The organism is Chryseobacterium sp. LAM-KRS1, from assembly GCF_013184525.1.
In the GTDB taxonomy this organism is placed as follows: domain Bacteria; phylum Bacteroidota; class Bacteroidia; order Flavobacteriales; family Weeksellaceae; genus Chryseobacterium; species Chryseobacterium proteolyticum.
The window spans coordinates 757921-780657 of sequence record NZ_JAAOIZ010000002.1 but is presented as its reverse complement, the minus strand read 5'-3'; the positions used below and the strand labels follow the sequence as shown (position 1 = coordinate 780657).

Genomic DNA, 22737 nt, shown 5'->3' with positions numbered 1-22737 from the left:
CTGTTGCCTGGTAATATTTAAGAAACTACCTGTACCACTTGTACTACTTGACGTACTTGACGTACAACTACGTTGTCAGCTTCTTGTGCTCCGAATCCACCTCTTACTTTGTTTTGTTCTAGTGGAGAAAGGTCTCTTACTTTCAAAAACTCTTTTGCGTTAAAATTTGCTTTTTTCATGATAATAAATTTTTAAAATGATTTTATGTGGCTCAAAGTTTATAGACATTAGTTCCTTCGTTGGTCTCTTCTTGCAAGAAAGTATTGTTCACATCTCCCTTTTAAAATTTAAAGAAAGACTGTTTTGCTTTTAATGATTATTTCTCTCTATAATTAGAAATATTCTGAAGTTATTTAATTCCTTTTTTATTGAAATAATTTCACATAATAACCTCCTGTTTAACAGGTAATTATTTTTACATAGATGTCTTTGTCGTGGGAATTATTTTTCATAAATTTATACGGATTGATTTAATTAAATACTACACTTTAGTGTAAAAATGATATTTAAATTAATCGTATATATGAAAAACAATAACCAAATTTAAATTTATGAGTGAAAATGTTAATGGCTTCTTTTTTGCTGAACCTGCAATGAAAGAGGCTTCAAATGAAGAGTCTTTACCAGTGAATAATTATCTTGAGGTAACAGATGCATTATCAAGGGCAATTTATATGAGCGTGTTCATTATTGATTATCAAAAAAGAAATTTTGAATACGTTTCTGAGAATCCATTATTCCTTTGTGGTAATACCCCCGAAGAGGTTAAAAAAATGGGGTATGACTTTTATTTTAAATATGTTCAGAAAAGTGATGCTGATTTATTATCGAAGATCAATAGGCTCGGTTCTGAATTTTATGAGAGAATTCCTGCAGAAGAAAGAAAATACTACACGCTTTCATATGATATTCATCTGTTGAATAATAATAAAGCCATCCTGGTTAATCAAAAACTGACTCCTCTCTTTTTAACCGATGAAGGAAAAATATGGAAAGCTATGGGAGTGGTTTCTTTGTCCACAAATACGGATTCCGGAAATATAACTATTTCAAGGCAGGGGACAAATGATTATTGGTGGTATGATACTCAAAGAGAAATGTGGAGAAATGAGGAAAAGATTAAGTTAACAGAAAGGGAAATGGATGTTTTGCGATATTATGCACAGGGTTATACAATCAATAAGATTGCAGAGAAAATTTTTGTATCACCGGATACCATTAAGTTTTATCGAAGAAAGTTGTTTGAAAAAATGCAGGTAAGTAATATCTCAGAAGCTTTAGCTTTCGTAACGAATAATAAATTGTTGTAAAAGAATATCGAATTGAAATTTTATTATATCACACTTATCTTATTAGTAAACTTTTTATAGTAAAAATCTTCCGGGGAAAGTTAAGAGTTGTTTTCCTATATGAAAGATTAAAGAAAAGGAAAGTGCCTTTTGTTGTTTTAGGTTTTGAAATCCTAAATGATAATGGTATTATTTCAGAGTAATCTTGAAATACAAGCAAAAAAAACCACCTTAAAAAAGGTGGTTTTGTGGTTTCTCCAGGAATCGAACCAGGGACACATGGATTTTCAATCCATTGCTCTACCAACTGAGCTAAGAAACCAATATGATAGTTTTGTGTTACTTCGTTGTTTAAAGTGGGTGCAAAAATAGTAATTTTTAGCTTACCATGCAATAAAAACCGAAAATAAATAAAATAAAAAAGCCAGTTTTCGTTTTGTTTAAAACTAACTGGCTGATTATTTTTATGTTGTAATTTTACGGAAGTGTCGAAAAATTGATATTCGGAGCCTGGGTAGGCGCAGTAACAGAAAATTGAGAGCCAGGCGCAACAACAGTATTAAAGAATCCTCCATTTTGTAAAAAGAAAGCATTGCCACTCGTTCCTCCCATTGCATCTATTCTTTGTTGTGCATTGTAGGTATTGTCTACACTGAATTTTGCTCCTGAAATAGCGATCCAGTTGCCATCCGAAGTTCTTGCCCATTGATTTTTGAATTCTGCTTTTCGTCCCTGATATCCATTCTCCGGATTAAAATTTTCAACAAAACTGTAGAAGCTCTTAAGATAAGTGCTGGTTTGAGGTCTCTTCCAGCTGGCAATAAGTTTCCATGTTGTGGTATCAGGCGATAAGAACCAGGCTGTAAAATCCGTTTTTCCACTACCATCCGGTTCTCCTTTTAACAGGAATTTATAGGTTTGTCCTGCTGTCCAGTTGTATTTATAATAGCTTTGGCCTCCAGAACCTTCATTGCCGAATTCTCCAACTGTTACTCCGGTTCCGGCTCTGTTTAAAATGATTTTATGGTCAGGAGGAACATTATTCGGATCATCTGTCTCAAATGGACTCCATACAGAGAAGAGAATTCTCCTTTCTGTAGCAGAGTTCACCTGCATCCCAAAATAGCCGGCACTAAAGCCATTTGCCATAAAGTAAGAGCCTATCTTATCTTCTCCTACGGGAACTGTTACTTCATTATAGTAGTAACTTACATTATTGGTAGTCGGAACTGTATAGTTAAGATGGCAGGATGGCCCTCTGCGTGCCCAATAATAGTAGGAAGGATCATTACTGTAAATATTGGTTCCGGTAGAAGCTGCTCCACTGAAAGTAATATCCGTAACATCTGCAAAGTATCCGCCTGTTTTGGTGACGCCCTGAAGGTCAACTTTTACATAACCCGGAGAGGAAATAGTAAAATCTCCAACAGAATAATCCGTATAAGCTGATCCAGTTAAAGTAACATTTTTGGATGTATTACCGATTGTTACTTTTACTGTGCTGGTACCGGAAGGTACAGAAGCTTTTAGTCCGATATGTAAGGCTCCGGTATTGCCCACCTTGAAATAAGTACTGATCACAGTGTTGGAATTAGTCCAGTTACCCAATTTTGTAGAAGTAATAACTTCGGATGCACCCGAAGGCTTTACTGTTATAAAAGAATTTCCTGCGACCGGAACATTGAAGGAAGACGTGGTTTTTAAAGCTGAAGCGCTTTTTTGTGTAGTAACAGTGTCCTCCGCTACTACAGTGGTTTCTGCACACGACTGAAAAATAAGTAGGGCAACACCTAAAAAGGTATTTGTTAATTTTTTTGTCCTCATAATATGTTTGTAATTTGGTTTACGTCTACTAATTTAATTTTTTTATGGATATAATAAAAGTTTATTTCACATATTGTAGATTAAATAAAAATCTAAATTTATAATATTAAAAAGTTGTTAGTGCAGTTGTTTAATTTTAAAGATTTTATACTTTGTCTTTTCAGGAATCAGACATGTATTAAAGAAGTTTAGAGGAGACATTAAGACTCATTAGATATCCCCATAAACCACCGATTTTGTAAATTTTTCTTTAAATAGAGGCTTATCATAGGTTGTTTTCCAGAAGAAATAATTATAGTAGTAATTTATGTATTTTTAACCATGGTTAAATCCCTTTGTTTTGTACAAAACAAAGGGATTTACAACATAATCAGATATTTATTTCAACCATTTTAAAGTGTTAATTTATCCAGTTTACTTACTGATGGCTATCATTTTGATTAAATTAATACAAAATGCTATAAGTTTATTTACACCAATTTTGTAATACTAACTATAAACTGATATTAAATAAAAATTGATATTTACTTATTTGCTGACAATAATATGCTGGGCAGTATAAAAAATAAACTTTTTACTAATCAACAATCTTCGGCAATCGTTTCAAGCATTCATTTATTTTTAAATATTATACACTGTAACAATTTGCTGGATTGTAAAGCTTATAAAGAATATTATTCTTTAATAATCTTAGATTGATAGGTATTGGTTCCATCATTTATTGAAACAACATAAATTCCTGTTTTCAAATCTTGAATTTTATCGTTAATTTCCTTATTTATCTCTCTTAAAGAGCCTTTTGCTAAAATAAGTGGCTTCCCAGTCAAATCATACAATCCTGCTTTCAGATTTTCTTTTGAATTTTTAAAATCAATAACTAATTTTTGGCCATTTTTTAAAGGATTCGGATAAACAGTAAATTCATTATTATTTTTCTTAATATCATCAACAACTAATGTAATTGCCGGATAAACCAGTATTTTTTGTCCATTGTATCCCACGGCATACACCTTCATTGCGTTCGAAGGATAATCTACATAAGTATTTGTCAATGTAGTATCTCCTGTTCCTACAATAGAAACACTGATTAGCTGGCTACTTGAATTATAGGTTTCAAAGGCAACAGCATTACTCCATTTAGAATTATCTACCAATAAGAACTGTCCTTGTGTATTGGTTGTGATCTGTGCACCAACACCCGTAATCCCTGAAACAGGCTGCATATTCTTGAATGCATTTACACTATTCGCTGAAAGATAATTGATGACCGGAGATACAGGTTTGGCATATCCCTTTGCCAGGACATAGCTTTTCACATCATCAATCATGCTTTGGGTAATTGTCATTTGAGCATTGGTGTAATCTGATATGGTACCGTTTATTGGCTTTAAAAAACCGGTGCTAGTGAAGAAATCCGTAAGGTCCTCTTGTACGGCGTCACAGGCATTTTTTACAAAATTCATCACCAATTGCCCTTGGGTAAACTGGCTTTCGTTTGTATTTCTTACTTTCTCAGCTACTGTAGCAAACCAATGTGCATAATCTACTCCCGGACCTGTAGGGGTAACTGTAGGGGTATCTTCATCAGACATATCTGAATCAAATGCAAGGGTTGCAGCACCTTTTGAAGCGCCTGCCACTTGATAATACAATTCTAATTGCCAAAATGGAATAAGGCTTCTGAAATTCGCATCAGCGGGATTCACATAATCTGTTCTGAATTGATCCATAATACTCTTCCCGTTAATTTGTGTCTGAATAATAATTTCTCCAAATCTGTTTCCAGCCACTTTAGGAAAGGCCGTTTTATCGGCAATTTCACCTTCCAGCCTTGTAAATCTGTTACTCCCTGTAGGTAAGTACATATTATAATAGGCCCACAATGAGTATAAATTGTTAGTGATTTCTGTTGTACCAACCCATTTTAATCCTGGCCTTACCTGGTTGATATGACCTAATTCATGTCCCACACCCCAAATATCAAGTCCTGATGCTGAGGTTGAATTGGATAATCCCCAAGTAAGATCTAAATGAACTCCTAAACCTCCTGCAAACCATCCTCCTGTAGATTCCATATAAACAAGCTGCCTGTTTTTAAAGTTTTTATTGAATTTATAGAAGCCCATCATTTCTCTTTCAGACTTGGCAATTGCATCATACTTATCTATCAAAGGCTGGGCGGTTGTGAAATGGAAATTGCTTACCGCAGACTTATTGGTAACCAGTTTTGTATAATAACCTTCTATATCAATTTTTGGATAGACATCATTAGTCAGCATTTCTGCCCATTCTGTAGGGGTTGTACCTTTTTTATAAATACCATTTACAATACCTGCTGTGATATTTACAGTTACCGGGGCGGCATTTACATTATCAGTGTAATATGAAATATATCCCAAACCTGTATTAGCAATAGCGAGGATATTTATTCCATTTTTTAGTTCGTATGTTTTTTCAGGGGACGCCCCTTCAGTAGCAAAATCTCTTATTTTTAAGTAAACTTTGTTTTCAGAGGTAATATCTTTCGCAAAAACAATAGCAGTGGTATTAGGCTGAAATGCTATCCCTGTAGGGTTTTCATATCCGTTATAATTTCCAATTTTATATTGGGTATTTATTGATTCAATTGTCTTGTATGCCGTAAAAGTCTGTACCCTATATTTTTTATTGTAGGTATTATTAAATAAACACTGAGCTAATCCTTTTATGAAAGGTGAGGAAATGGCATCAATATCCTGCTGGGTTACATTTGTTTTTAAAGCACTGAAAATAGAATCATTAAAAATATTTGAATAAGCTGAAGGATCAAAACTATTAGAACTCGCCTGAAAAAATTCCATTTCGGCACAGCTTGCAAAGTTATTTTTACCATCAAGAACTTCAATTTTTATAGTTAAAGGAGTAATGGCGGAAGGAAAATTTACCGTTTTTATTGCAGATGTCTGCCCAAAATTTTGAGTAGAAATAGTAATGTATGCTGGATTAGAAATTGTATTATAACTTATTTTTACATTTCCAAAAAGTCCGTTTGGTCCGCCATCCTGTCTGGGTGTGTACCTTAAATAATTTATAGCTGTTTGTCCATTAAACTTGTAAATCAGAGAAATAGGAAAAGTAGCTGCTGTTGCATTCCAACTACAATGATAAAGTGTACTTACATCACCATCAAAGGATTTCTCTATATTTTCTCCCGATTGGAAACTTGAGGCCGAAGATCCTGCCACCTGAGGCAATACTGGGATATCTGCATAAGCTGAAAACTCATTGGTTGCCAGTGTACATTCTGTTTGTACAGGATCCATCTGTTCTGTAGAATAAAATTCCATCTCAGCACAACTTGAAAAATTATTTTGGGCACTGAGGACATCAATCCTAATAACAGCAGGATGAACTATTGCTGTCGGCAAATCTATAGTTTTTGCCGTATTATCAGCTGCCCAGGAAATAACCCCGGTTGCTGTTATAAAAACTGTAGGATCGGATTGGGTAGAATAAGAAACTTTCACACTTGTCCAGATTCCGTTTGGGCCCGTTGTTCTAGGTTTGTAGACTAACCTTTTTATACTTTTTACCCGGTTGGAAAATTTGAAATTTAACTGGTCCGGAAGTGCTGTGCTCAAATTATATTGAGAATGATAAAGAGTATTCACATTATTATCAATACTCTGTCCAGCCTCCTGTCCTGATTGTGCGGGCTGTAACGAATTTACATATGCTACAGGCATCTTATACTGCTGTGCGAAAGCTGTCTGTAAAACGAGTAGAAATGAGAGAATAAAATAATTGTTTTTCATTTGGTGTAGATTTTTGATTAAAAAAATAACAAAGTAATAATCTATAGCTGTTAGACAAATCCAGCTTTGATTTGTTTTTGAATAGTAATTGTATTAAGCAATCTTCCCAGATATTAATTATCCACTATTTGTGAGTTGATAGCTCAAAACTTTATCCTAAAAAGACTTTTTACAGATAAATACTTCTATTACACTCCTGTTAAGTTTGCGATATATCTGAACTAAAAACCTCCTTTCCAAAATTAACAATTAAAGTAATTGCACAAACTAGTACCTACCTGTTTTTGAATGTTCACTACCAGTTGACTTATTTAAGACGCTTTGAAAATTAATTCTAAACATGCTTATAAAGATTTTTAACCTTTAAAAAATTCGTTTTAATATTTGATAGTGATCCATGAATGACAAATTGAAAACACTTTTGTAATGGAAAAAATCAATATGTAAATGGGTTTTTTCTCTTGAAAAATAGAGAAGCAATAGGCATGGCTGCCAATTTATAACCAATTTCTAAGAGCTTCTTAATAAGGCCGTATTCAAATGATTTTCAAACTGGTGGTAAAGGGATAAAAACTGGTGGCTACCAGTATGGAGGAATGGTGTAAAACTATACATTTGGGTTACACAGGGTTAATATTAAAGTAATAGTTAGTTCACATTCAGAAAAGGAAATAAGAAGAGGGTATATAGTGTATTTGGATATAATCGGGAGGTTTCACTTTACATATTTTCCATTTGTGCCGGATACTGTAAAATATGGAAGATCACCATTTTTTTGTTTTTGCCTGGAAAAAATGGTAAGTGATACGGTTTTAGAATTCAACATCATCTGGATAATATTGTTATAAAAGTCAATAAAATATGAAGAAAACTACAATTTGTATTTTGAGTGCAATTTTAATGTCATCTATTACATTAGTGGATGCACAAAAAACTAAAAACAAACCTTCGGACTCTACCTCTAAAAAAGTAAAAGATCTGGAAGAAATTGTTTTAGTAGGATTCGGAAAACAGAAAAAAGGAACTGTTTCCGGATCTATAGCTTCTGTTGATAAAAAGATACTACAGGATCGCCCAACAACAAGCTTAACAGCAAGTCTGCAAGGTGCTTTACCAGGAGTTACAATTAAGTCTTCTTTGGGAGATGTAGGTTCTGTTCCTACCTTGAATGTAAGGGGAAGGAGTGTTGCGGGTAATTCTCCACTCTATATTATAGATGGTATTCCCTCTAGTGCTGCAGATTTTTCCAGATTAAGCCCAGCTGATATTGAAAATATAAGCATTTTAAAAGATGCTTCAGCATCTATCTATGGTGCAAGAGCTGGCTATGGGGTTGTTCTTGTTGAGACTAAAAAAGGCGGTGGAGGTAAGATGAGTATAGGTTATAATATGTATAATGGTTATCAGACGCCCACCTATTTGCCTAAGTATGTAGATGCTGTTGAATATATGAAACTGAAAAATGAAGCATATTATAACGCTAATAATAATGTTGGTCATTTTTCTCAATATACGCAAGATCAAATAAATCTTACAGCTGCCGGTACAGACACCGACAGATACCCAAACACAGACTGGTATAAAGCAACTTATCGAAGAATGGCAAATGTGCTTAATAATGAGATAAATATATCAGGTGGAGATAAAACTCGTTATTTCGCAAGTTTAGGGTATTTGAAACAGGAGTCTCTATCACCTACAAAGAGTATGGATAGATATTCTTTTAGGACAAATACATCCTCTAAATTGAGTGATAAACTTACAGTAAATTCTAATATATCATTTATCAAACAAATGATCAATGATCAGGGCGGTGTTATTAATACTGGAGAATTAGCAAGAATAACTCCTACTATGGTATTAAGACAATCCAATGGATGGTGGGGATCTGTTAATGCGGGTAAAGTAGATAATACATTTGCAAATACCAATCCTGTAAGAAACAATGTAGAGGGAGGAGATTCTAAGTCAAATGATCAAAAATTTATGGGGGCATTATCTGCCAATTACACTCCTGTAAAAGGATTAAATGTAAATGCTCAAATTAACTATTCAAATTGGAACTATCGTTTAGGGACTTTTGTAAATACACTAAACCCCGTATACAATTTTTTAACTAATGTTCCTATTAGTTCAACTGCGAGAGCAATTAATAACTATTCTGAGTCCTGGAATTCTGATGAATTACTTAATACTCAGGTCCTGATAAGTTATGAAAAAAACATATCATCACATTATTTTAAATTGTTGGGAGGTACTTCGTACGAAGACTATACAACTAGATCCATATCTGGTAAAAAATCCAATATACCAAAAGATGGATTACATTCTTTAAGTGCTCTTAGTACCCTTGACGGAACCTTGGATGAATTAAATTCTAATACTCAGCAATATGCTTTCCAGTCTGTTTTCGCTCGTATCAATTATAATTATCAGGAAAAATATTTTTTAGAAGGTATCATAAGGGCAGATGCATCCTCACGTTTTGCCAAAGAAAATAGATGGGGATATTTTCCTGCAATTATGGCTTCCTGGAGATTAGATAAGGAGAATTTCATAAAAAACCTGAGTTTTATCAATACACTAAAATTAAGAGGTTCTTATGGCAGCACCGGATCTATCAATACCATTGGTTATTATGACAATCAGACCTATATGGATAATACTTCTACAGTTTTGGGGAATACTATAGTAGGGGGAGTGGTACCGGGTAAGCTTGGATTTTTGGGCATAGGCTGGGAAACAATTGTTACCAAAAATATAGGTCTGGACGGATCTTTATTCAATAATGCCTTCACTTTCTCGGTAGATTTATATAACCGTCTTACAAAAGGTGCATTAATGAGCAACCAATTAGAATATGAAACTGGTGTAGCAGAAAACCAAGCACCGCCCATTAATGCGGGTAATGTGGAAAATAAAGGGATAGAAATTACTTTGGGATATAATAAAAATTTTGAAAATGGGGACTTTTACATCAATGCAAATTTTGCTAAAAACCGAAATAATATTCTTTCACTCATCAATAGTAAGACCTTATATAATGATTATTGGATAACACAAGTAGGAGGCTCAATTGGTGATTTCTACGGATATAAGACTGCAGGTCTCCTAACTCAAGAAGATATCAACAATAATTATCCTAAATTATATAGTAGCTCTCAAGTTGGTGATATAAAATATGTAGATATTAATGGAGATGGAGTTGTTGATGAAAAAGATAGAACAGTAATAGGAAATGATGTTCCAAGTCTTACCTATGGTCTAAGTATAGGGGGTAGATATAAAAATTTTGATCTTAGCGTAGTGGGTCAGGGGGTAGCTAATGTTAAGGTATATCTGGATAAAGAATCTTCTCAGGCATTTTTTAATGGTGCCGGTGCAAAACAATATGTTTCAGATAACAGATGGACTCCGGAAAACCCGAATCCTAATGCCCTGTATCCTAGAATACTGCCATCAGGGGGAGGAACTCAAAATATAGGTGTTATTTCAGATTATTGGCTTTTTGATGCAAGTTACTTTAGAATTAAGTCTATTACTTTGGGATATTCTATTCCTAAGGAAACAATTAGCCGCATAGGACTGACAAAATTCAGAATATATGCCAACTTAGAGAATTACTTTACATTGAGAGGAGATAAACGAATGAAAGATTTTGATCCTGAAATGCCCAGTAGCCGTTCAACATATCCATATTTAAAAACCATATCCTTTGGTATCAATGCAACTTTTTAATTTAAAATTAAACATCTGAAAATGAAAAAGATAAAAATTATATTACTATCAGCTTCCCTGGCTATAGTGACTAGTTCTTGTAATTTAGATAGGTTTCCGGAAGATAAAGTATCGGAAGAAACATTTTGGAAGACGGAAAAAGACGCAACCATGGCATTAAATGGTATTTACAAATATTTTTCTGATGCCGCTTACAGCAATTTATATAACGATAGTTTTACCGATAATTCATTTGCTCAATATCCCTGGGAAACAACTGCAGTAGATGCTTCTGCGGGAAACATACTTCCTTCTATAGATTTCGGATATGATTTTACTACAATTAGAAGAGCCAATACTTTTTTGGAAAAAATTGATGAGATCCCAATGGACAAAAATTTAGCTGGTAGATATAAAGCAGAAGCCAGGTTTATAAGAGCTTTTAATTATTTTGATTTATCACAACGTTTTGGAGCTCTTCCACTCGTACAAAAATCAGGTGAATTGGATGGATCCACCCTAACTCCTATTTCTGAAACTCAAATTGATAATTTTGTAATCAGTGAATTAAATGCTATAGAAAATGATTTACCAACTGCCTACCCCTCCGGCCAGGATAAAGGCAGAATAACAAAAGGAGCAGTATTGGCATTTAAGGCAAGGATATATTTATACACAGGAAAATATAAAGAAGCTTATGAAGCTGCTCAATCAGTAATTAACTCCGGTACTTATAATCTTTTCACTACAACTTTAGTAGACACAAGTACAAATTATGATAGCTTTGTTACCTTTACCTCTGCAACAGATAAAGATAATTTTTATAGAGGATTGAGCAATTATCAAGCATTGTTCTGGGCTAAAAATAATGGCAACAAAGAATCAATTTTAGAAGCTCAATTTGTACCGGACTCTAAAGGAGTATTTAGTAATAGCATGGCCCTTTTCTTATTGCCAAATGAAGAGAGTGGATGGAGTTCTGTAACACCAACAATTGATTTAGTAAATGCCTATTGGAACAAAGATGGAACGGCATTTACACCTCCTTCTAATGCTACAAGAGCTTCAAATTATAATCATGGTAACCCAAATAATGCCTATCTGGATGAATTTAAAAACAGAGATACCCGTTTATATGCAAGTATAATGCATCCAGATGGGCCCTGGTCTTACTTAAAAGGTTTTGGGACAAGTACACTGTTCAAATGGAATGAAGGTGCAAACAATACGTCCAAGATAGGCTATAATTATAAAAAAATGGCGGATTATGGCTCATTGGACGAGAATTTAAATATGAGCAACAATTTTATGCTTATCCGTTATGCAGAAGTATTACTTATATATGCCGAAGCAAGAAATGAATTTTTTGGTCCAGATCCTTCAATCTATGATGCATTAAATCAGATTAGAGGCAGAGCAGGTATGGTAGGGGTTAGCAACACACAGACAAAAGAAACCTTAAGAGAAATTATCAGAAATGAAAGAAGGATAGAACTGGCAAATGAAGGCCACAGATTTTATGATATCAGGAGATGGAAGATTGCCCCAAATGTAATGAAAACCGTTTATGATATTACTAATACGCAGGTTGCAACAAGAGTTTGGGATAATAGATTTTACAGATTTCCTTATCCCCAAAAAGCTGTGGATTTAAATCCGAAACTAAAAGAAGCTCAAGCAGCAAAAGGATATTAATTTTATATAAATGACTATAGTTATTACTTGATAAAAAACTATTTTTGAAATTCTTAATATCACAGAAAGCTACAGTTAATTTTATCTTATATCGATCTTATTTCTTAGAGTAGTGTAAAATGTAATTAATAAATAAATCAAGGTAAATGGATGCCGTTTTAAATTCAAAAATTCAAAAGATTTTACTACTGAGCTCTTTTCTTTTTTTCTTCATTGGAAAAATTCAGGCTCAAAAAATTGAAAATGTTTCTAAGAAAGGAGAAACTTCAGTAGAAGTTTTGCTCTCTGATAACAAAAAAATGACAATAGATTTTTATGGAGAAAATATTTTTCGATTATTTTTCGATCCCAAAGGAGGAGAAGTAAGAAATCCTGAAGCGATACCTCCTGCTCAGATTTTGGTAGATCAGCCCAGAAGAAAAGTAAAAGAAATTGCTGTCAACAATTTACCGCACACTGTTTCTATTTCCACCAGTAAAATTAAAATAGAAATTGAAAAAGCAACTTCTTTATTTAAAGTATTCAACTTGAGCCTTAATAAAGAGATATTTTCTTTTGTTGCTCCCATTGAATTTAATTCTAAAGAAGCAGTGCTTACTTTATCTCAAGGAAAGGATGAATATTTCTATGGAGGCGGAGTACAAAACGGTCGATTTTCTCATAAAGGAAATACCATCTTTATTGTGAATCAAAATAACTGGACTGATGGTGGTGTTGCATCTCCAAATCCTTATTATTGGTCTACAAATGGGTATGGTTTTATGTGGCATACTTTCAAAAAAGGATATTATGATTTCGGTAAACAAAATAAAAATGAAGTGAAACTGGCTCATGAGATTAATTACCTGGATGTTTTCTTTATGGTAAATGATCAACCTAAATCTTTGTTGAATGATTTTTACCAGCTCACAGGAAACCCTGTACTTTTACCCAAATTTGGTTTTTATGAAGGACATCTTAATGCCTACAATAGAGATTATTGGAAAGAAGATGATAAAGGAATCCTATTTGAAGACGGAAAAAGATATAAAGAGAGCCAAAAAGACAATGGAGGGGTTAAAGAATCTTTAAATGGAGAAAAAAATAACTATCAGTTTTCTGCCAGAGCAGTGATAGACCGTTATAAAAATACAGATATGCCTTTGGGGTGGATATTGCCAAATGATGGTTACAGTGCTGGATACGGGCAGACAGAAACCTTGGATGGCAATATAGCTAACTTGAAATCTCTCGGAAATTATGCCAGAAAAAACGGTGTAGAAATAGGGTTATGGACTCAATCAGATTTGCACCCTAAAGATGGTATAAATGCTCTTTTACAGAGAGATATCATAAAGGAAGTAGGTGACGCAGGTGTAAGAGTACTAAAAACGGATGTTGCCTGGGTAGGTCCTGGCTATTCATTCGGACTGAATGGTATTTCAGATGTAGCCCAAATAATACCGCGCTATGGAAACGGAAGTCGTCCTTTCATCATTTCGTTAGACGGTTGGGCTGGTTCACAACGATATGCAGGTATTTGGACAGGAGACCAAACCGGAGGGGAGTGGGAATACATCAGATTTCACATTCCTACCTATATAGGTTCTGGTTTGTCTGGCCAGCCTAACATTACTTCGGATATGGATGGTATTTTTGGAGGGAAAAACCCAATCGTTAATACAAGGGATTTCCAATGGAAGACCTTTACTCCTATGCAGTTAAACATGGACGGCTGGGGAACAAACGAAAAGTATCCCCATGCTTTGGGTGAGTCTGCGGCTTCTATTAACAGGAACTATTTAAAATTGAAATCCAGTCTGCTTCCTTATAGCTATAGTATAGCGAAGGAAGCTGTAGAGGGATTGCCAATGATCAGAGCAATGTTTTTAGATGAAGCGAATGAATATACCCTAGGAAAATCTACTCAATACCAGTATCAGTATGGACCTTATTTCTTAGTAGCTCCAGTATATCAGGCTACAAAAACGGATAAAGAAGGAAATGATATTAGAAATAATATTTACCTTCCTAAAGGAAATTGGATTGATTACTTTACAGGGCAAACTTATGAAGGAGGGATTGTTTTAAATCATTTCGATGCCCCAATTTGGAAACTCCCTCTATTTGTGAAACCAGGTGCTATTATTCCGATGGTAAATGCCAATAACAACATTCATCAAATCAATAAAAAATTAAGAATTTATGAGGTATATCCTTCAGGCAAATCCAGTTTTATAGAATATGATGACGATGGCGTAACCGAAAATTACATGAAAAAAGAATCTGTAAGCACTCTTATAGAAAGTAATGTTGTAAAAAATACTGCAACAATAAGCATCTCTTCTACTCAAGGTAACTTTAATGGCTTTGAAAAAGAAAAAATGACAGAATTTAGAATCAATGTTACTAAGAAACCATCCGGTGTAAAGCTTTCTATTGGAGGTAAAAATATAAAACTGAATATAGTAAATACTTTAGATGAATTCAATAATGCTACAAACGTATATTTTTACAATAGTAAACCTGAATTCAATAATTTTTCTACAAAAGATTCTGAATTTTCAAAGGTTTCGATTTCTCGAAATCCACAATTGTGGGTAAAATCAGGAATCACAGATGTTAGCAAAAACAAAGTAGAGCTTGTCATTAAAGACTACCAATTTATTAATTCTAATCAACTAAAAAAGAATTCCGGAGCATTTGCAGAAGCTTTGAAACCAATCACTTCAGAAAATACAAACACCGCATATTCTATATTACCATCGTGGAATACAATTCCTAATGCTGATTATTACGAAATACTATATAATAATATGGTATATAGTAATATAAAAGATACCTCTTTCTTATTTGAAGGATTAGATCCTGAAACGAAATATGATTTCAAATTAAGAGCCGTAAATAAAACAAATACTTCTGATTGGGTTCCTTTTTCATCCCAGACCAATAAAAACCCTTATGAATTTGTAATTAAAGGCATAAAAGCCACAGCCACAATTCCAAGTCAGGAAGGAGAAGGACTAGAGAATCTTTTTGATCAGGATGTGAGCACAGGCTGGCACTCAGATTATGAAAAAAGCAAAGTCCCTTTTGAGATAATTTTAGATTTAGGTTCTATTAATACCATAAGCAAATTAGAATATACTCCTAGAAACAGTGGTTACAACGGAATATGGATGAATGGTAAAATTTCGTATAGTGATAATAAAAAAGATTGGATAGAACTTGGCTCTTTTACATGGGATAGAAATAACAAAAGTAAATCTTTAGATTTCGCCACACATCCAACTACACGATTTATGAAGATTGTAGTAAGCAATGCTTTCAAAAACTTTGGAAGTGGAAACGAATTATATGTATTCAAAGTTCCAGGGTCTTCAAGCTTGCTTCCCGGCGATATCAACAATGATCAGAAAATTGATATGAATGATTTTACTTCATATATTAATTATACAGGTTTGAGAAAAGGAGATTCTGATTTTGAAGGATATATTAGCAACGGAGATATAAATAAAAATGGTTTCATTGATGCATTTGATATTTCTAACGTCGCTACGAAAATAGATGGAGGAGTAAATGATGAAGAATTAAAACCACTGCAAGGTAGCATTACAGCCTCTGCCTCAAAACAACAATATGCTAAGAATGATATCATTGAAGTAGTAGTAAAAGGTAGTAATCTGAAATCTGTAAATGCATTGAGTTTCGCTATTCCGTATAAACAGGAAGAATTGGAATATATAGGAATTACCCCATTAAATATCGGACAAATGGAAAATTTGACTTATGACAGACTGCATACCAACAAAGAAAAGGTATTATATCCTACGCTGGTCAATGTAGGACAAAAACTTCCTTTAGAAGGCACAACGGATTTATTCATTATTAAATTTAAAGCAAAACGAAACGGATCATTTAATATAAAAGCGAGTAAAGGATTACTTGTTGATAAAACACTGAACTCTATTAACTTTTAATTACGAAATTATTTAAAGCAAAAGAAAGAATTTACATTTTTTGACAACATCTCACGATATGAGTAAGTTAAAAAGTCAAGGCTTGGATTTTAGAATCTGAGCCTTTTTTCAAAAACAAGCATAAATTCGTTCAGAATGATTCCCTATTTAGCTTTTGTTTGTATTTTTTTTAAATAATTTCAGGTAAAAATATTAATTCAAATCATTTATAAGGAATTCCTGATAATTAGATCAGACGCATTTTCGATCCTTTCTTGTTTGGAATTAAGAATCATTTCTGCTAAGATCTTTCCCATTTGCCAAAAATCCGTGGAAATTGTAGTAATACCACTTTCTACAATACCTTTAAGAGGTGTTTCGTTGTAGGAGATAATTCCGAAATCCTTTTTAATCTTTAGTTTCTGCTTTTTAGATTGTTTAATAACATTTACCAAGTGTTTATCATCAGGAATTATGAATACATCTCCATCCAGTATTTCCTCGTCGGTAAAGTTATTGATAATGATATGTTTCTTTTTATGCTGCTCACAAAAACTAGTAAATCCTTCTACCATACCTATAGGTTCTTTTTCTCCTGGAAAAATAAGAATCAGTCTCTGGTGCGCTTTAAGCAAAGCTTTCGCTTTTGATAGACCATTATACATGTCTTTTGCGAAATTCTGATAGACTGATGAATATTCTCTTAAATGTAAATTGGTTTGATCTAATATATAAACATCCTTCTTTGGAAGCATCTTAATAATGGGCGCCGTATTATTCATATTGCCCGGCATAATTATGTACTTTGTGTAGTTTCCATTATTTTCTTCGATTAACTTCTTGAAGACATCTATATTGAAGTAGTGAAAAAAAACATGGATATTAGATCTTTGTTGTAACTCTTCCAAAAATGAATTATATAGTGTTTCCTTGAAAGCATTAAGCTCATCAAATAATAGAAAAATTCGCTCTTCAAAATCCCAATCAGTACTTTTTATGTAGTACCCTTTACCTAAAATGGCATTTACTATTCCTCTCTTTTTCAATGTTTCGTATGCATATAGAACGGTGTCTCTAGAAATACCAAATTCCATGCATACTTTATTTATGGAAGGTAGCTTGTCATTTTTTTTTAGCAGTTGCTGAGCAAGAGCCTGTTCAATGGAATTTATAATCTGTTGGTATTTAGGGATAACCGAATCGGGAGTTATTTTAATAAGTTTCATGATATTTCCAATTTTTTAAAACTAGTGGTGAATATACAAAAACTGGTAGGAACAAGTATGGATGCGTTTTCCAAATTTATATATTTGGTAAGATAATGTTTCCTTTTGTGTGATTTTGATGAAAAAGATTCAATTTTATTTTAAATGATCTATTAGGGACGCTAAATTATTAAATACTTTAAAGTATATAAAAGTGCTGAAAAGTGTACAAATCTATGATAAACTTACTATAAAAATTTTTAAGCGTGGAAAAACTTTCGACTCTTGATTTTGTTATATTTCTAATGTATTTTTCGGTTGTAACAGCATATGGCTTATGGATATACAAGCGAAAGAAATCAAAAATGACAGGAAGTAAAGATTATTTCCTTGCAGAAGGCTCACTTACGTGGTGGGCAATTGGAGCGAGCTTGATTGCATCTAATATTTCGGCAGAACAATTTATTGGGATGAGTGGAGAAGGCTTCTTCATAGGAGTAGCTGTTGCCGTCTACGAATGGCTGGCTGCAATTGCTCTAATCATTATTGCAGTATGGTTTATTCCGATTTATCTCAAAAATAAGATTTATACGATGCCCCAGTTTTTGGAAACACGATATAATAAGTCTGTTTCCCTTATTATGGCTGTTTTTTGGCTATTTTTGTATGTAATTGTTAATCTTACTTCTATTCTTTATTTAGGAGCTGTAGCTATTGATTCATTGCTTGGTGGAGGCCACCTGCATATCATCATGATTGCACTTTTACTAATGGCTTTGTTTATTGGATTGGGGGGAATGAAAGTCATTGGCTACACGGATGTTATTCAAGTAGCAGTTCTTGTTATTGGTGGTTTTGCTACAGTTTATATGGCATTACAGGTCGTGGATCAAAGAATTAATGGTGCTGCTATTGGAAATGCCTTAACGGGTTTAGATACCCTTTTGAAAGAAGCTCCGGGACATTTCAAACTCATTCTAAATAAACCACAAATAACAACAACTTCTTTATCAATGCCGGAAAATTTAGCGGTACAGAAATATGTGGTTTTGCCAGGCTTAGCGATGTATTTTGCTGGACAATGGATTGTACAACTTAATTATTGGGGATGTAACCAATACATTACCCAAAGAGCATTAGGAGCAGATTTGAAAACAGCAAGAACAGGAATTTTATTTGCAGGATTTTTAAAACTTTTTATGCCTGTAATTGTTGTACTTCCTGGGATTGCAGCTTATGTACTCTTTACAAAAGGTCATTTGTCAAGTTTTAATGGAGTAAAAGATAGTGCTTATTCTGCAATATTGGGGTTGCTTCCATCTGGGCTTAAAGGTCTTGCGGTTGCTGCTTTAACAGCTGCAATAGTCGCATCACTTGCTGGAAAAGTAAATAGTATATCCACAATTTTCACTTTAGATATTTATAAAAAATATTTAAACACCAACACCTCTGAAATCCAAATGGTAAGAACAGGACGGTGGGTAATTATAGTGGCGATGCTTATTGCTTTGGTATTTACATGGACGGATATTTTGGGAATCGGTGGAGAAGGCGGTTTCACATTTATACAAAAATATACTGGTTTTATCAGTCCGGGTGTATTTGCTATGTTTATTTTAGGAATGTTTTGGAAAAGAACTACCGGAACCGCTGCTATTGTTGGAGTTATTCTTGGTTTTTTATTATCTATTTTCTTTAACAGCTTTGCAGTTGGCTTGTTTGGAAAAGAAACATGGATTTATACAGCATTCACTTATGAAAAATTGGAAAACGGTGTGGTGAAAACCATTACAGAGATTCCTTTCCTTATCAATATGGGTTGGTCATTTTTCATTACCGCAGTTGTAATGATTCTCTTAAGTCTTTTTGAGCCAAAAGTAAATCCAAAGGCTTTTGTCACAGACAAAAATATGTTCAGTGTGGACAATAGAACATTATTCCTGATTGTCATTATTTTATTACTTCTAACTGCTATATATGTTCGTTTTTGGTAATAGAAATAATTTTGAGTTTTGTATTTGAGGAAAATGAGAAATTTGATTTTTTGCAAAATTTATTACATAAACACCTTTATAGAAAGTAGTTTTTCATCTTTTAGCAGTTGTTGAGCAAGAGCTTGCTCAATGGAATTTATAATCTGTTGGTATTTGGGTAGAACAGAATCGCGAATTATTTTAATAAACCTCGATATATTTCCAAATTTTAAACTGGTAGTAAAGCTACAAAAACCGGTAGGAACTAGTATGGTAGTGTCTGGTAAATTTATAAATTTATTTTATTAACTAAACTAGATTTATAATACATTACGATGAAGCTTATTAAAAATATAATTTTAGCCTTGTGCTTAGTAGGGGCAAGTTCGATAAATGCACAACAGAAACCTATTAAATACGAATCTTTCAAAATCGAGAATGGAGAATTTAAATTTAACGGACAGGCAGTTAAATTGCATTCAGGTGAGATTCATTATGCCAGAATTCCTCATGATTATTGGAGACATCGCTTAAAAATGGTTAAAGCGATGGGACTAAATACAATAGCGACATACGTATTTTGGAATTATCATGAAATAGCTCCTGGAAAGTGGGATTTTCAAACCGGGAACCGAAACTTATCTGAATTCTTAAAAATAGCAAAAGAAGAAGGCTTAATGGTAATTCTTCGCCCGGGACCTTATGTGTGTGCAGAATGGGAATTCGGAGGTTATCCTTGGTTTTTGCAAAATGACAAGGATATGAAAATCAGAGAATACAATACTCCTTTTTTACATTCAACAAAAGCATATTTCACAGAACTTTATAAGGTTGTAAAACCTTATCTGATTGTTAATGGTGGTCCTATTGTAATGGTGCAGGGAGAAAATGAATTTGGATCTTTCGTTAGTCAACGGGAAGATATTAAAATGGAAGATCATAAAAAATATAGTTCATCTGTATTTGATCAATTAAAAGAAGTTGGTTTCAAAGGGATGGAGTTTTTTACTTCAGATGGAGACTGGTTATTTGAAGGAGGTGCTTTGCCCGGCGCTTTGCCAACTGCAAATGGAGACGAAGATCCAGAAAATATTAAGAAAGAGGTAAAGAAATTTCATAACGGAGAAGGTCCTTTTATGGTAGCGGAATACTATCCCGGGTGGTTAGATCATTGGGCAGAACCTTTCCCTCGTAAAGCCGCGGAAAGAGTAAAAAGCCATATTGAAAAATTCATGAATAACGATATTTCCTTTAATATTTACATGGTGCATGGAGGAACTAACTTTGGGTTTACCTCTGGAGCTAATTACGATAAAGATCATGACATACAACCGAGTATGACCAGTTATGATTATGATGCTCCCATTACTGAGGCAGGTTGGGAGACTGAAAAGTATTTGAAATTAAGAGAATTATTAAAAAATTCTTCTACGCCTCCTATTCCTGCAAAAATTCCAGTCATTCAGATTCAGGGTATTAAATTGTCTCAGGCAATAGATTTAGAAAATTTAAAAAATAATGTAAAGCCAGTAATTAATGATAATCCTTTGACTTTTGAGCAATTAAATCAGGGGTATGGCTATGTCTGGTACAGCAAAAACTTTAATCAACCAATTAAAGGAACTTTAAAACTTGATGGATTAAGAGATTATGCGATTGTTTATGTGAATGGAGAAAAAGTTGGAGAGCTTAATCGTTATTATAAAAAATACGAATGTGAAGTTAATATACCCTTCAATGGAAAATTAGACATTTTGGTAGAAAACATGGGAAGAATTAACTACGGAGCTGCTATTAATAAAAATACAAAAGGAATTATTTCTCCTGTATTTATTAATGACCGAAAAATCACCGGAGATTGGGAGATGTATGGACTTCCTTTTGAAAAGGCTCCGGTAATTGATGCAAAACAAAAATCAGATCTAAAAGAGAATAGACCAGCTATCTACAAAGGAAATTTTAATGTATCAAAAGTGGGAGATACTTTCTTGGATATGCGGCCTTTTGGAAAAGGAATTGTATTTGTTAATGGAATTAATTTAGGAAGGTATTGGTCAGTAGGACCACAACAGACATTATATTTACCTGGGTGTTATTTAAAAAATGGTGATAATGAGATTATTATTTTTGAACAGAAAAATAATAAAATTAATACAGAATTAAATACATTAACCGAACCTATTTTGGACAAGTTAAACCCTGAAAAAGGTCTAAACTGATATAAAGAAACTCAATATGAGTAGTTCATTTAACAGCAAAGATCATCCACATAGAAGATATAATCCTTTATTGGATGAATGGGTTTTAGTATCACCACAAAGAGCAAAGCGGCCATGGCAAGGACAACAGGAAGAACCATTGCCAAACGTTCAAAATCAATATGACCCCGAATGTTATTTATGCCCGGGAAATTCAAGAGTTAACGGAGTCCAAAACCCCCGGTATGAGGGTGTGTATGTATTCGATAATGATTTTGGAGCTTTATTGAGCGAAGGAGTAACCTTTGATAAAACCGAGGATGAATTATTTAAAACTGAACCTGAAAGAGGAATTAATCGTGTAATTTGCTTTTCACATGACCATTCATTGACTCTTCCTGAAATGTCTGTAGAAGCAATTACAAACGTTGTGTCTGTCTGGAAAGAAGAGTATCAGAATCTGGGAATGCTAGATTACATTAATCATGTTCAGATTTTTGAAAATAAAGGGGCAATTATGGGCTGTAGTAATCCTCATCCTCATGGGCAGATTTGGGCACAGTTATCTATTCCTTCCCAGGTAGCTAGAACACAACAAAATTTGAAGAACTATTATGATAAACATGGAACAACCCTTCTGTCTGATTATCTTCAAAGGGAAATAGGAATTAATGAGCGAATTATATTAGAAAATGAAGCTTTTGTGGCCTTGGTTCCATTTTGGGCAACGTGGCCATTTGAAACAATGATTATTAGTAAAATGCCTTTAAATAGCCTACTGGCTTTTTCACATGAAGATCAAGTTTTATTTGCTCAAATATTGAAAGATTTAACTGTGAAATACGATAATATTTTCTCTACTTCCTTCCCTTATTCTGCCGGAATACATCAGGCACCTACAGATCTAGAATCACATGAGGAATGGCATTTTCATATGCATTTTTATCCCCCCTTACTTCGCTCAGCTAGTGTGAAGAAATTTATGGTAGGATATGAAATGCTGGCAGAAGCACAAAGAGATATTACTCCGGAACAAAGCGCAGACATTCTTAAAAAAAGTTCAACAATTCATTATAAAATTAAATAAAATAGCTCTTAATAAAA

At 33.6% G+C, this 22737-nt stretch carries 11 protein-coding genes and 1 tRNA gene; 7 read left to right on the top strand and 5 right to left on the bottom strand.

Annotated elements, in window-relative coordinates; translation table 11 throughout:
- Window positions 1-17: 17 nt before the first annotated feature.
- On the bottom strand, window positions 18-179 hold the full coding sequence (locus G9C87_RS07345) for a hypothetical protein (protein WP_172279612.1): 162 nt from the start codon (window positions 177-179) through the stop codon (window positions 18-20).
- 372 nt (window positions 180-551) lie between these two features.
- On the opposite strand from G9C87_RS07345, the gene G9C87_RS07340 reads away from it, so the two are divergent.
- Window positions 552-1310: a response regulator transcription factor gene (locus G9C87_RS07340; protein WP_172279610.1), complete on the top strand. Its 759-nt coding sequence runs from the start codon at window positions 552-554 to the stop codon at window positions 1308-1310.
- 228 nt (window positions 1311-1538) lie between these two features.
- Here the strand turns inward: G9C87_RS07340 and G9C87_RS07335 are convergent.
- The 3 genes from G9C87_RS07335 to G9C87_RS07325 all read right to left on the bottom strand — a co-directional run bounded on the left by G9C87_RS07335 (window position 1539) and on the right by G9C87_RS07325 (window position 6907).
- Window positions 1539-1611 (bottom strand) — tRNA-Phe (locus G9C87_RS07335).
- A 155-nt stretch (window positions 1612-1766) separates the two neighbouring features.
- A complete protein-coding gene (locus G9C87_RS07330; RefSeq protein WP_172279608.1) occupies window positions 1767-3113 on the bottom strand; it encodes a DUF3472 domain-containing protein in 1347 nt (448 codons plus the stop codon).
- 674 nt (window positions 3114-3787) lie between these two features.
- Window positions 3788-6907, bottom strand: a complete 3120-nt coding sequence (locus tag G9C87_RS07325) for a M60 family metallopeptidase (protein ID WP_172279606.1) — start codon at window positions 6905-6907, stop codon at window positions 3788-3790.
- An 861-nt stretch (window positions 6908-7768) separates the two neighbouring features.
- Here G9C87_RS07325 and G9C87_RS07320 point away from each other — a divergent pair.
- From G9C87_RS07320 to G9C87_RS07310, 3 genes are all read left to right on the top strand, one after another.
- On the top strand, window positions 7769-10645 hold the full coding sequence (locus G9C87_RS07320; protein WP_172279604.1) for a SusC/RagA family TonB-linked outer membrane protein: 2877 nt from the start codon (window positions 7769-7771) through the stop codon (window positions 10643-10645).
- 21 nt (window positions 10646-10666) lie between these two features.
- The gene (locus G9C87_RS07315) at window positions 10667-12319 is read left to right on the top strand and encodes a RagB/SusD family nutrient uptake outer membrane protein (RefSeq protein ID WP_172279602.1); all 1653 of its coding nucleotides are present in this window, start codon (window positions 10667-10669) and stop codon (window positions 12317-12319) included.
- Between the two features lie 146 nt (window positions 12320-12465).
- Window positions 12466-16278 carry a TIM-barrel domain-containing protein gene (locus G9C87_RS07310; RefSeq protein WP_172279600.1) on the top strand — a complete coding sequence of 1271 codons (3813 nt, stop codon included), beginning with the start codon at window positions 12466-12468 and terminating at the stop codon, window positions 16276-16278.
- A gap of 206 nt (window positions 16279-16484) precedes the next feature.
- Here the strand turns inward: G9C87_RS07310 and G9C87_RS07305 are convergent, their stop codons facing one another.
- Window positions 16485-17483, bottom strand: coding sequence for a GntR family transcriptional regulator (locus G9C87_RS07305; RefSeq protein WP_172279598.1), 999 nt, complete (start codon window positions 17481-17483; stop codon window positions 16485-16487).
- A 245-nt stretch (window positions 17484-17728) separates the two neighbouring features.
- On the opposite strand from G9C87_RS07305, the gene G9C87_RS07300 reads away from it, so the two are divergent.
- The 3 genes from G9C87_RS07300 (at window position 17729) to G9C87_RS07290 (ending at window position 22720) form a co-directional block, all read left to right on the top strand.
- Window positions 17729-19456, top strand: a complete 1728-nt coding sequence (locus G9C87_RS07300; RefSeq protein WP_317168541.1) for a sodium:solute symporter family transporter — start codon at window positions 17729-17731, stop codon at window positions 19454-19456.
- Between the two features lie 314 nt (window positions 19457-19770).
- Window positions 19771-21654, top strand: a complete 1884-nt coding sequence (locus tag G9C87_RS07295) for a beta-galactosidase (RefSeq protein ID WP_172279596.1) — start codon at window positions 19771-19773, stop codon at window positions 21652-21654.
- A 16-nt stretch (window positions 21655-21670) separates the two neighbouring features.
- Window positions 21671-22720: a UDP-glucose--hexose-1-phosphate uridylyltransferase gene (locus tag G9C87_RS07290; RefSeq protein WP_172279594.1), complete on the top strand. Its 1050-nt coding sequence runs from the start codon at window positions 21671-21673 to the stop codon at window positions 22718-22720.
- Window positions 22721-22737: the final 17 nt, after the last annotated feature.